The organism is Streptomyces sp. NPDC047869 (genome assembly GCF_040704065.1).
GTDB lineage: Bacteria > Actinomycetota > Actinomycetes > Streptomycetales > Streptomycetaceae > Streptomyces.
This window is the reverse complement of the sequence record NZ_JBEYRK010000036.1, coordinates 74,241-85,114: the sequence shown is the minus strand read 5'-3', so window position 1 is coordinate 85,114 and position 10,874 is coordinate 74,241. Positions and strand designations below refer to the sequence as shown.

Sequence of the window (10,874 nt, the reverse complement as noted above, 5' to 3'; positions counted from 1 at the left end):
GCTGGACAGAACAACGCGAAGACAGCCCAGCAGGGCGTCAGTCAGTGCCCGGGTCACGACCACCGGAACCCGAGTATCAGCATCAATGTCAGTGCTCCTTGCCAGCTTGCCCGGTGGAGTGAGACCGGTCAGAGAACCTTCGAGGTCCGCGGTCAAGGGGGGTGGGCACAAAGGTCCCCGGGAGCCACCTCGGGACTATGTCGCAGGCCCCAGACCCCACCCCCCTCATCCCCGGCCAACACGCTTTCCACGGCCGTACTCGGCTGTTCGGCCGACGAAGCGAGATGCCGTGCCGAGCGTCGCGGGGGTCAAAGGTCTTCGACCTGTGATCATGGAGCGTTCATTGAAAGTGATCGACGAGGAGCTCCAGGTCGCGGGGGCCGGTGTGTCGCCGCCGTGGGGTGCTCGTGGAAACGCGTTGTGGGTGATGCGGTGAACTGGTTGACCTCGCTGCCGGCGGTGGTGCTGGTTGTGGGCGGCCTCGTGCTCGCCTTCCTGGTCGCAGCCGTGGCGCGCATCGGCGTCCGGGCGCTCGTACCGGTCGGGGAACGGGACCGAGTGCCGCAGATCGCCACGCCCCTCATGCCGACACTCGGCGCTGCCTTCGCGATCTTCGCGGCACTCTCACTGGCCAGCGAGGCCGGCTACCTGCGCGCGGCAGACGGGTTGGTGAGCGACGAGGCGGCCGCGGCCTCCCGCCTGGCGTGGGCGGCGACAAGTCCACGAGTCCAGTCGGAGCCGATCCACGCGGCACTGCTGGACTACTTGCAGACCACGCGTGCCAGGGAATGGCAGGGTGCGGCAGCGGCGTCCGGTAACGACCCGGCCGCCGCCCGCGCGATCGCACGGCTGGAGCGGAGCGTGCGCGACGAGGCGGCCCGGCCCGAGCTGGGAACCCCGACCGGCACGGAGCTGGTGGCTTCCCTGGACAGTGTCATCAGCAATCGTCGCGCCCGCGTCGCGGCCGCCTCGCGCAGCATTCCCGCGCTCTACGTCGTCACGCTTGCGGTCAGCGGACTGGCCTTGATCGTGAATGCCGGCGCACTGGTCTTCCGCAGCAGCCTGCGGACGTCACTGCTCATCGCGGGTGTCGCGAGTGTGGTCGGGCTGAGCCTGGCGTTGCTCTTCGCACTCACCGCGCCCTGGAGTGGACCGCTCATCGTCAGTGGACACTCGCTCGACGTCGTCATCAGGGACCTGAAGTCCGGCTTCTTCCACGGCGGGTCGTAGGCGGCGGGCGCGATCACTGCAGGCAGCGGTCGGTACTGGGCGCTCCCGAGGGTTAAGATCCGCTGCCGACCTGCGGAGTCCGAACGGGCGGCCTCCAAGAGGTGTTCGAAACAGTCAGGTTGCCGCGCGGCCTCGGTGGGGGCGACGACGAGCAGTACGTCGAGTGCTCCGACGTCGACTCGGCGAAGCGGCCGGCGCGGCGCGAGTTGAACAAGGTCGCACAGCTCGTCGTGGGCTGATCGAGATGGGGGGGGCGTTATGAGCAAGAGAGTGATCCTGTCGGCCGCGGTGCTGGCGCTGGCCGTCACCGGGTGCGGTGGGGGCGACGACGCGAAGACGTCGGCGAAGCCGAGCGCGTCGAAGGCCTACAGCGACGACGCGAAGGAGTGCTTCACCGGGGTCATCAAGGCGGTGGACAAGATGCTGGAGGCATCGCAGGGCAACTCCTCCGACATCATGAGCAACGAGGAGTTCGGGGCCTTCGGGAAGAAGGCTCAGGGTACGCCGACGTGGGACATCTACGTGGAGTACCGGGACATGGGCATCAAGGACCTGACCAACGGCGTGCACGCGACGGCCACTGACGCGGTGGCGGCCTACGCACCTTCTGTGAAGCTGGAGTGTGTGAAGGCGTACGGCTGACGTACGGCCGCGCAGGGGCCCCTGCTCGGGTGACCGGGTGGGGGCCCTTCTCGTTACGCGTTTTACGTGTATGCGCACCTCATCCCGAGCAGCCGGGACCGGGCACGGAAGGCTCTCGGCCGTGCGCTCCGGCCGCAGGACCCGGGGGCCTGAGGGCCCGGAGAGGCCCGAGCCGTGAAAATGCCCCTGAGTCGCGCCGTCTGCGCAGCTCAGGGGCATGATCAAGAAAGCTACTTCTTCTTGCCCTGGTTCTTGACCGCCTCGATGGCCGCTGCCGCTGCCTCCGGGTCGAGGTACTTGCCGCCGGGGGTGACCGGTTTGAAGTCGGCGTCCAGCTCGTAGTAGAGCGGGATGCCCGTCGGGATGTTGAGGCCCGCGATGTCGGCGTCCGAGATGCCGTCCAGGTGCTTGACCAGGGCGCGCAGGGAGTTGCCGTGGGCGGCGACGAGGACCGTGCGGCCGGTCAGGAGGTCGGGGACGATGCCGTCGTACCAGTACGGAAGCATGCGGAGCACGACGTCCTTGAGGCACTCCGTGCGCGGGCGCAGCTCCGGCGGGATGGTGGCGTAGCGGGCGTCGTTCGCCTGGGAGAACTCGGAGTCGTCCGGGAGCGGGGGCGGCGGGGTGTCGTAGGAGCGGCGCCAGAGCATGAACTGCTCCTCGCCGAACTCGGCCAGCGTCGCCGCCTTGTCCTTGCCCTGCAGGGCGCCGTAGTGGCGCTCGTTCAGGCGCCAGCTGCGGTGGACCGGGATCCAGTGGCGGTCCGCGGCCTCGAGGGCCAGCTGGGCCGTGCGGATCGCGCGCTTCTGGAGGGACGTGTGGACCACGTCGGGGAGGAGGTCGGCGTCCTTCAGGAGCTCGCCACCGCGGACTGCCTCCTTCTCGCCCTTCTCGTTCAGGTTGACGTCCACCCAGCCGGTGAACAGGTTCTTCGCGTTCCACTCGCTCTCGCCGTGGCGGAGGAGGATCAGCTTGTACGGTGCGTCGGCCATGCCTCAGAGCGTAATCCACGTGTTCGGGCCGCCGCCCCGTCCGCTCGGTGGGCGGACGGGCCGCCGGACGGTGTGCGGACGTGGCGCGGGTGGCCCAGGGGTTCCACGGCAGCCGCCGTTAATCGAGTGGCCGCCGTCCACCCGGTACGGGTAAGTTGCGCCTACCGCGTTAGCCGCTTACATCTCCGTACCCGTGGGGGGTCCCGTCCATGTCTGCCGCGTCCGTCGCGTCCGTCGCCCGTCTCAGACGTGCCGCCCGGGAGACCGTCTCCGGACTGCCCCGCGAGTTCTGGTGGCTGTGGACGAGCACCCTGGTCAACCGGCTCGGCGCGTTCGTCGCCACGTTCATGGCGCTGTACCTCACGCTCGACCGGGGCTACTCGGCCTCGTACGCCGGTCTCGTCGCCTCGCTGCACGGGCTCGGCGGGGTCGTCTCCTCGCTCGGGGGCGGGGTGATGGCCGACCGGCTCGGCAGGCGGCCCACCCTGCTGATCGCCCAGACCGCCACCGCCGTGTCCGTCGCGGTGCTCGGGTTCATGCAGGACCCGGTCACCATCGCCGGCGTCGCCTTCCTGGTCGGCATGGCCTCCAACGCCTCACGGCCCGCCGTACAGGCGATGATGGCCGACATCGTCCGGCCGGAGGACCGGGTGCGGGCGTTCTCGCTGAACTACTGGGCGATCAACCTCGGCTTCGCCGTCTCCTCCATGGCGGCCGGGTTCATCGCCGAGTTCAGCTATCTCGCCGGGTTCCTGATCGAGGCCGGGATGACCCTGGCGTGCGCGGTGGTCGTCTTCCTCAAACTGCCCGAGTCACGGCCCGTGGCGACGGCCAAGCGGGCCGAGGGTGACGTCGGCCTGGGCACGGTGCTGCGCGACGGGCGGTACATGGCCGTCGTCGGGCTGTCCTTCCTCGTCGCCCTCGTCTTCCAGCAGGGGTCCGTCGGACTGCCGGTGGCCATGGGCCGGGCCGGGTTCACGGCCGCCGACTACGGCTTCGCGGTCGCCGTCAACGGCGTCCTCATCGTCGCGCTGCAGATCCCCGTCACCCGCTTCATCGAGCACCGCGACCCGCGCACGCTCCTCGTCGCCTCCTCGCTGCTCGCCGGGTACGGCTTCGGGCTCACCGCCTTCGCCGGGTCGGTCGGTGTCTTCGCGCTCACCGTGTGCGTGTGGACGCTCGCCGAGATCGTCAACGCCCCGACCCAGACCGGTCTGGTGGTACGGCTGTCGCCGGTGCACGGCCGCGGGCGGTACCAGGGGGTGTACACCCTGTCGTGGTCCCTGGCCGCGCTGGTGGCGCCACTCATGTCCGGCGCCGTCATCGACCGGTTCGGCGCGGAGTGGCTGTGGGCCATGTGCGCCGGTGTGGGGACCGTGGCCGGTATCGGGTACGGGGTGCTCATGCGGCGGACGACCGCCGAACGCCGGCCGGCCGGGGCCGCCCCGGCGGACGCGGACGCCGAGGCCGAGCTCAGCGCGGCCTGAGCGGCGGGCGGGACGAAAGGGGCGAGCCCCCTGCGCGCGGTGCTCCGCGGGCAGGGGGCTCGTCGCCGTGGACGCCGAGGGGGCCGGCGCAGGGGCGATCAGAAGGAGGCGTAGACGCCGACCTGGTTGAACTGGGCTGCGGCGCCCTGGAGCTGGCCGACGGCGCCCTGGACCGTGTCCGTGACGGTGCCGAGCTGGGCCAGCAGGTCCGAGCTGTTGAGCGCGGCGGGACCGGCGACGATGCCGGCCTGCGGGTTCAGGCCGCCGGAGACGCCGTCCAGCTCGGCGTCGGAGATCTCGGCGGTCTGGACCTGGGGAGCGGAGGTCATGTCGAAACTGCCCTTCGTTGGAGGTTCCACAAGGGGGGAGCGGAGCCGCCGGGGACAGACGGCTTGGCCGCGACCGCGGGCGTGAGGCATCCGTTTCCGGACGCCCTGGCTTGAACCCGGCGGCGCGATGGATCAAATCACGGAGCGTGTCCGGCATCCAGTCGACCGGCTCGCGCCACAGGGCAGTTGAGTGCACCGGCTCCTCATCCGTGCCCACCTGGTCATCGGTTGAGGACAGCTTCTCCACATGCGGTCCGGGGCAGATGGGCCGTAGCTCTTGCCAGGGCGGACCCGATCCGGACAACTCGGCACCAACCGCGTTCGCGCGGGCCGGCTTGCGCATGCGCTGTGCAGATTCGGTCACCGATGCATTCGGGCACCCTTCAGCACCTTGTCGACCCCGTTCCGCGGGCCGTACACGGCGAGCCCGACCAGGTCCAGGCCGGCGGTCCCCACCGCCCGCACCGCCGCGCGGTTGTCGCGGTCGTTGCCGGTGGCGAACAGGTCGGAGGTGAACACCGACCGGGGCAGGGCGCGGGACAGGGCCCGGGCGTGGGCCGCCGTGAGCGTCTCCTTCGTGCCCTCGAAGACCAGCACCGGCTGGCGGAACATCGGCAGGTAGGACACGCCGTCGGCGTCCTCGTACGGCTCCCCGATCACCTCGGGGACCTCGCTGCCCAGGCCGCTGACCAGGAACGCCGTCACGTTCAGGCGCTGCCAGGGCGCCAGGTCCTCGCGGAGCAGTACGGCGATCTTGGTGTCGAAGCGGACGGGGGCGGCGGCCGGATCGGCGTGCGGTTCGGTGTTCATGGAGTGAGACTGCCGACCGCGGCGCGCCCCGGTCTTGTACGTTTTTTGCGTGGCCGCCGACCAGTCCGACGTCTCCGCCTGGCGCCCGCGCGTCCCGGGTGTCGTGGAGGTCTTCCACGCCCACTTCACCGAGTACGCGTACCCGATGCACGTCCACGACGCCTGGACGCTGCTGATCGTGGACGACGGCGCCGTACGGTACGACCTCGACCGGCACGAGCACGGCACCCCGCACGACACCGTCTCGCTGCTGCCGCCGCACGTGCCGCACAACGGCTCCCCGGCCACCCCGCACGGTTTCCGCAAGCGGGTGCTGTACCTCGACGGCAGCCACCTCGGCGACGAGCTGATCGGCCCGGCCGTGGACGGCCCCGATCTGCCGGACCCCGTACTGCGGCTGCGGGTCGGGCAGTTGCACTCCGTCCTGGGCCGGCCCGGCGACGAGCTGGAGGCGGAGAGCCGGCTGGCGCTGGTCGGCGAGCGGCTGCGGGAGCATCTGCGGAGCCGGGACGCCGGCGCCCGCCGTCCCGGCCGCGGCCCGGGTCTCGCCCGGTCGCTGCGCGAGCTGCTCGACGAGCACGTCACCGAGGGGCTGGTGCTCGCCGAGGCGGCGCGGCTGCTGCACGCCCATCCGGCCCACCTCGTGCGGGCGTTCAGCGCCGCCTACGGCATCCCGCCGCACCGGTACCTGATGTCACGCCGGGTCGGCCGGGCCCGGCGGCTGCTGCTGGACGGGCTGCCGCCGGGTGAGGTGGCGGTGGCGACCGGGTTCTGCGACCAGGCCCATCTCACCCGGCACTTCAAGAAGCTGGTGGGCGTGCCGCCGGGGCGTTACCGGCTCAGTGCCCGGTGAGGGCGCGCCGGGTCACCTGACGCGAGAGACCGGTAGGGGTCCGGTGAGGACCCGGGTCGCCGCCGGTCAACAGCACGCGCGCGGAGTCCGGTTGGAGCCCCGGGGCTCCGGTTCCATCAGTCGGCCGGGCGCTCGATCAGGTGGCTGAACGCGTCCAGGTTCCGGGTCGACTCGCCGCGTGACACCCGCCAGGCGTACTCCTTGCGGATCGCGGAGGCGAAGCCCAGTTCCAGCAGGGTGTTGAAGGCGCCGTCGGCGGCCTCCAGGACCTGGCCGAGGAGGCGGTCGGTCTCCTCGGGCGTGACGGCGGCCAGCGGCAGACGGGCGGTGACGTAGATGTCGCCGAGCCGGTCCACGGCGTAACTCACGCCGAACAGCTTGAGGTTGCGCTCCAGCAGCCAGCGGTGGACGCCCGCCTCGTTCTCGTCGGGATGCCGGATGACGAAGGCGTTGAGGGAGAGGGTGTGGCGGCCGACGATGAGGCTGACCGTGGTGAAGAGCTTCCGGGTGCCGGGGAGCTTGACGACGTACGTCCCGGACTCGGGGCTCTCCCACTCCAGCTCCGCGTCCTTCAGGACGTCCTCGACGACCCGCGTGGCCTTCTCGACATCACCCATGCTGGGAGCGTACGCGACGGCGGTGGGACTGGGTCGCGGCCGTGTAGACGTCGGCGGTGGCGGCGGCCGCGGTGTCCCAGCCGAAGCCGAGCGCGTGCCGGGCGGCGGCCGCGCCCATGCTGTCCGTCAGCGAGGGGTGGTCGGCGAAGCGGGCCAGTACGCGCGCGTACTCGGCCGGACGGTGGCCCTGCACGAGGAAGCCGGTGGCGCCGTCGCGCACGGCCACCGGCAGACCGCCGACCGAGGCGGCGAGCACCGGGGTCCCGGCCGCCTGCGCCTCTATGGCGACCAGCCCGAAGGACTCGCTGTAGGAGGGCATGACCAGGACGGAGGCCGCCCGGAACCAGTCCGCGAGCTGCTCCTGGCCGACCGGCGGGCGGAACCGCACGACATCGGCGATGCCGAGGCGCGCGGCGAGCTTCTGCAGGCCCTCGGGCCTGGCGAGCCCGCTTCCGCTGGGGCCGCCGACGACCGGTACGACGATCCGGGAGCGCAGCTCGGGGCGCTCGTCCAGCAGGGCGGCGACCGCCCTGAGCAGCACGTCCGGCGCCTTCAGGGGCTGTATGCGGCCGGCGAAGAGGGGGATCAGGGCGTCCTGCGGGAGGCCGAGGCGGGCGCGGGCGGCGGCGCGGCCGTCGGCGGGACGGAAACGGTCCAGGTTCACGCCGGGGTGGACGACGGCGACCTTGGCGGGGTCGGCCGCGTAGTGCCGGACGAGTTCGCCGGCCTCCTCGTCGGTGTTGGCGATGAGGCGGTCGGCGGCGGCGACGATCTGGGTCTCGCCGATGACGCGGGCGGCGGGCTCGGGGGTGTCGCCGTCGGCCAGGTTGGCGTTCTTGACCTTGGCCATGGTGTGCATGGCGTGCACCAGCGGCACGCCCCAGCGCTGGGCGGCGAGCCAGCCGACGTGGCCGGAGAGCCAGTAGTGGGAGTGGACGAGGTCGTAGTGGCCCGGGCGGTGGCCGGCCCACGCCTGCATCACGCCGTGCGTGAAGGCGCAGAGCTGGGCGGGCAGGTCCTCCTTGGCCAGGCCCTCGTAGGGGCCGGCGTCGATGTGCCGGACGAGGACGCCGGGAGCGAGGTCGACGCGGGGCGGGAGGCCGCCCTCGGTGGCCCGGGTGAAGATCTCGACCTCGATGTTGATCGCGGCCAGCCGCTGGGCCAGCTCCACGATGTAGACATTCATGCCGCCGGCGTCACCGGTTCCGGGCTGGTGCAGCGGCGAGGTGTGCACGGAGAGCATGGCGACGCGGCGGGGCCTGCGGTGCAGCCTGAGTCGCGCAGGCGCCGTCGGGGAGCGACGCCCGAGCCTGCTGACGTACTGGCTCACGTGGCGTTCCTCCTCGGTGCGGGCATGCCTGCCGGAGGACCGACCGCGCCCTCCAGGGGGTGCAACAGCCGACGAGTGCCCCGCCATTTCCCGATCAGGCGGCTTTACCGAATCATGACCTAGTTTCGCTCAACGTTCGACAGCGGGGTGCGTGGGTGGCCGCCCGGCGACGGGCGCGGGGTCGACGGCACGGCCCCGCTTACCCTCGTAGGCATGACCGCCCGCGCCACGCCCCTCCCCCACGCTCGGCTCCGCTCGAGCGGGAGGACGCCCGTCGTGGGGAACGTGACGCGCGGGACCACCAATCCCAACCGGCTGCGCCGCATGGACCGCTGGATCGCCGCCACGCACGGTGCCGCGCTGCGCCGGGCGGCCGATCCGGTCGCGATCGACCTCGGGTACGGGGCCGCGCCCTGGACCGCGGTGGAACTGCTCGGCCGGCTGCGTACCGTCGCACCCCGCGCGCGCGTGGTCGGCGTCGAGATCGAACCGGAGCGGGTCGCGGCCGCCAGGCCGTACGAGCGGGACGGGCTGGCCTTCCGGCACGGCGGCTTCGAGATCCCCGTGCCCGGACGCGCGGTACTGGTGCGGGCCGCCAACGTGCTGCGGCAGTACGACGAGGACCAGGTGGCCGCCGTGTGGCAGCGGCTGTGCGCGCGGCTCGCGCCGGCGGACGGCGGCTCGCCCGGGGGTCTGCTGGTGGAGGGGACCTGCGACGAGATCGGCCGGCGGCACGTCTGGGTGGCGCTGGGCCCGCAGGGCCCGCGGACGGTGACCTTCGCGACCCGGCTCGGTTCGCTGCAGCGGCCCTCCGACCTCGCCGAGCGGCTGCCGAAGGCGCTGATCCACCGGAACGTCCCCGGTGAGCCGGTGCACGCCTTCCTGCGCGACTTCGACCGCGCCTGGGCCGCCGCCGCGCCCTACGCCTCGTACGGCGCCCGCCAGCGCTGGATCCGCGCGGTGCGGGACCTCACCGCCGACTGGCCCGTGACGGACTCGGCCGCCCGCTGGCGGCAGGGGGAAGTGACCGTGGCCTGGAGCGCGTTGGCGCCGCGCGCCCACTGAATCCGCGCGACCCGGCGTGAGGCGGGCGCCGGGAACGATCTCGGTGCGTCGTTCGTCACACCGGCGAGAAGATCGTCGTACCCGACGCCGGCCTGGGGAGACGCGCGGAGGGGCGGTGGGTGTCCGAGGCGTGCGCGAGGGCTCGGAGGGCGGGCGGAAACCCGACTTCCCATGACCTCTGTCGTTTTGCGCGCCGCCATGGCACGATCCATCGGACGACCACAAGTTACTGACGGTTAACCAGCTTGGGGGACTGTATGGGGACGGGCAAGCGCGGCCTGCTCATGGCCGCCGTGACCGTGGTCTGCGCGGTGACCGTGCTGTCGGCGCCCGGTACGGCGTTCGCCGCTCCGACGCCCACACCGAGCGGGAGCGCGACACCCGGCACGTCCCCGAGCCCGGCACCTCCGCCGAACAAGGACCTGGAGAAGGTCCGCGCGCGACTCGACCGGCTCTACCACGACGCGGCCGTGGCCACCGACGCCTACAACGCGGCCGAGGAGAAGACGAAGAAGCAGTCCGCCCGGATCGCCGCCCTGACCAAGAAGATCGCCGAGGGCCAGGAGAAGCTGGAGCGGCTCAGGAACCAGGCCGGCGCGTCGGCCCGGGCCCAGTACCGCACCGGAGGACTGCCGCCCACCGCCCAGTTCCTGCTCAGCGACGACCCGCAGCGGTTCATCGACGGCGCCGGGACCGTGCTGAACGGCCAGCGGGCCACCGACAAGCTGCTCGGCGAAATGACCCGTACCCAGGCGGAGTTGCGGGACTACGCCGACGACGCCTCCGCCCAGTGGAAGAAGCTCGAGGTCAACCGCAAGGCCAAGGCCGCGGCCAAGAAGCGGATCAAGCGGCAGATCTCGGAGGCCGAGCGGCTCGAGGACCGGCTCGAGGAGAAGGAGAAGGAGCGGCTGGCCCAGTTGGAGGCGGAGGCCGCCGACAAGGCGCAGACGGAGTGGCTGGACACCGGTGTCCTGGACGACATCAGGACGAAGGCGTCCAAGCAGGGCCGCGAAGCGGTGGAGTTCGCCACCGCCCAGCTCGGCAAGCCGTACGTGTGGGGTGCCGAGGGCCCCGACTCCTACGACTGCTCGGGCCTGACCTCCCAGGCCTGGGCCGACGCCGGCCGGCCCATCCCGCGCACCTCGCAGGAGCAGTGGAAGCAGCTCGAGCACGTCGACATCGAGGACATGCGCCCCGGCGACCTCATCATCTACTTCGACGACGCCAGCCACGTCGCGATGTACGCCGGGGACGGCCGGATCATCCACGCCCCGCGGCCGGGGCGGACGGTGACCGTCGCGGGCGCGGGCACCATGCCGATCCTGGGCGTCGTACGGCCGGACGCGTGACCCAGCTCATGTGACGGCGCGCACGCCGGGCGCCCCGCGCCCGCCCACGGACCCCCGCGGCCCACGCCGCGTCCCGGCCGTGTGACCCACTGCACGGCCAACCCCCGCGCAAACCGGGACGATACGTGAGCTTCGTCATCCCCGCCGCGCGGGCGGCCTGTCCAACTGCG

Annotated in this window: 12 protein-coding genes; 7 read left to right on the top strand and 5 right to left on the bottom strand. The window is 72.0% G+C overall.

From position 1 onward, the window contains the following. Positions 1–432 precede the first annotated feature (432 nt). The 3 genes from AB0924_RS33075 to AB0924_RS33065 all read left to right on the top strand — a co-directional run bounded on the left by AB0924_RS33075 (position 433) and on the right by AB0924_RS33065 (position 1,872). Complete coding sequence (locus AB0924_RS33075) at positions 433–1,230, top strand: hypothetical protein (protein ID WP_358937057.1); 798 nt, start codon at positions 433–435, stop codon at positions 1,228–1,230. Positions 1,231–1,331: 101 nt separating this feature from the next. Then, positions 1,332–1,469, top strand: coding sequence for a hypothetical protein (locus AB0924_RS33070; RefSeq protein WP_358937059.1), 138 nt, complete (start codon positions 1,332–1,334; stop codon positions 1,467–1,469). A 19-nt stretch (positions 1,470–1,488) separates the two neighbouring features. Further along, positions 1,489–1,872, top strand: a complete 384-nt coding sequence (locus AB0924_RS33065; RefSeq protein WP_366913433.1) for a hypothetical protein — start codon at positions 1,489–1,491, stop codon at positions 1,870–1,872. Between the two features lie 230 nt (positions 1,873–2,102). Here the strand turns inward: AB0924_RS33065 and AB0924_RS33060 are convergent, their stop codons facing one another. Then, entirely contained in the window at positions 2,103–2,864 is a 762-nt protein-coding gene (locus tag AB0924_RS33060; protein WP_358937063.1) for a phosphoglyceromutase, read from the bottom strand. Positions 2,865–3,073: 209 nt separating this feature from the next. On the opposite strand from AB0924_RS33060, the gene AB0924_RS33055 reads away from it, so the two are divergent. Continuing rightward, positions 3,074–4,351, top strand: coding sequence for an MFS transporter (locus tag AB0924_RS33055; protein WP_366913431.1), 1,278 nt, complete (start codon positions 3,074–3,076; stop codon positions 4,349–4,351). Positions 4,352–4,449: 98 nt separating this feature from the next. Here the strand turns inward: AB0924_RS33055 and AB0924_RS33050 are convergent, their stop codons facing one another. Together AB0924_RS33050 and AB0924_RS33045 are read right to left on the bottom strand one after the other, a co-directional pair. After that, entirely contained in the window at positions 4,450–4,680 is a 231-nt protein-coding gene (locus AB0924_RS33050; RefSeq protein ID WP_358937067.1) for a hypothetical protein, read from the bottom strand. A 360-nt stretch (positions 4,681–5,040) separates the two neighbouring features. Continuing rightward, on the bottom strand, positions 5,041–5,490 hold the full coding sequence (locus AB0924_RS33045) for a DUF2000 domain-containing protein (RefSeq protein ID WP_358937069.1): 450 nt from the start codon (positions 5,488–5,490) through the stop codon (positions 5,041–5,043). A gap of 49 nt (positions 5,491–5,539) precedes the next feature. Here AB0924_RS33045 and AB0924_RS33040 point away from each other — a divergent pair, with 49 nt between their 5' ends. Next, positions 5,540–6,343 carry an AraC family transcriptional regulator gene (locus AB0924_RS33040; RefSeq protein ID WP_366913430.1) on the top strand — a complete coding sequence of 268 codons (804 nt, stop codon included), beginning with the start codon at positions 5,540–5,542 and terminating at the stop codon, positions 6,341–6,343. A 116-nt stretch (positions 6,344–6,459) separates the two neighbouring features. Here AB0924_RS33040 and AB0924_RS33035 read toward each other — a convergent pair whose 3' ends face one another. Both AB0924_RS33035 and mshA read right to left on the bottom strand, forming a co-directional pair. Beyond that, positions 6,460–6,960 carry a YbjN domain-containing protein gene (locus tag AB0924_RS33035; protein WP_358937073.1) on the bottom strand — a complete coding sequence of 167 codons (501 nt, stop codon included), beginning with the start codon at positions 6,958–6,960 and terminating at the stop codon, positions 6,460–6,462. Beyond that, on the bottom strand, positions 6,953–8,290 hold the full coding sequence (gene mshA, locus AB0924_RS33030; protein WP_358937075.1) for a D-inositol-3-phosphate glycosyltransferase: 1,338 nt from the start codon (positions 8,288–8,290) through the stop codon (positions 6,953–6,955). Before mshA ends, AB0924_RS33035 begins: the two co-directional genes overlap by 8 nt. A gap of 324 nt (positions 8,291–8,614) precedes the next feature. Between mshA and AB0924_RS33025 the strand changes: the two genes are divergently transcribed. Together AB0924_RS33025 and AB0924_RS33020 are read left to right on the top strand one after the other, a co-directional pair. After that, the gene (locus AB0924_RS33025; RefSeq protein ID WP_366913434.1) at positions 8,615–9,355 is read left to right on the top strand and encodes a class I SAM-dependent methyltransferase; all 741 of its coding nucleotides are present in this window, start codon (positions 8,615–8,617) and stop codon (positions 9,353–9,355) included. Positions 9,356–9,612: 257 nt separating this feature from the next. Beyond that, positions 9,613–10,704 carry an NlpC/P60 family protein gene (locus AB0924_RS33020; RefSeq protein WP_358937077.1) on the top strand — a complete coding sequence of 364 codons (1,092 nt, stop codon included), beginning with the start codon at positions 9,613–9,615 and terminating at the stop codon, positions 10,702–10,704. Positions 10,705–10,874 lie beyond the last annotated feature (170 nt).

Bases quoted from the DNA above. Each gene is read 5' to 3' on its own strand.
- AB0924_RS33065 (WP_366913433.1), top strand. From the start codon at position 1,489: ATGAGCAAGAGAGTGATCCTGTCGGCCGCGGTGCTGGCGCTGGCCGTC.
- AB0924_RS33060 (WP_358937063.1), bottom strand. From the start codon at position 2,864: ATGGCCGACGCACCGTACAAGCTGATCCTCCTCCGCCACGGCGAGAGC.
- AB0924_RS33055 (WP_366913431.1), top strand. From the start codon at position 3,074: ATGTCTGCCGCGTCCGTCGCGTCCGTCGCCCGTCTCAGACGTGCCGCC.
- AB0924_RS33050 (WP_358937067.1), bottom strand. From the start codon at position 4,680: ATGACCTCCGCTCCCCAGGTCCAGACCGCCGAGATCTCCGACGCCGAG.
- AB0924_RS33045 (WP_358937069.1), bottom strand. From the start codon at position 5,490: ATGAACACCGAACCGCACGCCGATCCGGCCGCCGCCCCCGTCCGCTTC.
- AB0924_RS33035 (WP_358937073.1), bottom strand. From the start codon at position 6,960: ATGGGTGATGTCGAGAAGGCCACGCGGGTCGTCGAGGACGTCCTGAAG.
- AB0924_RS33025 (WP_366913434.1), top strand. From the start codon at position 8,615: ATGGACCGCTGGATCGCCGCCACGCACGGTGCCGCGCTGCGCCGGGCG.
- AB0924_RS33020 (WP_358937077.1), top strand. From the start codon at position 9,613: ATGGGGACGGGCAAGCGCGGCCTGCTCATGGCCGCCGTGACCGTGGTC.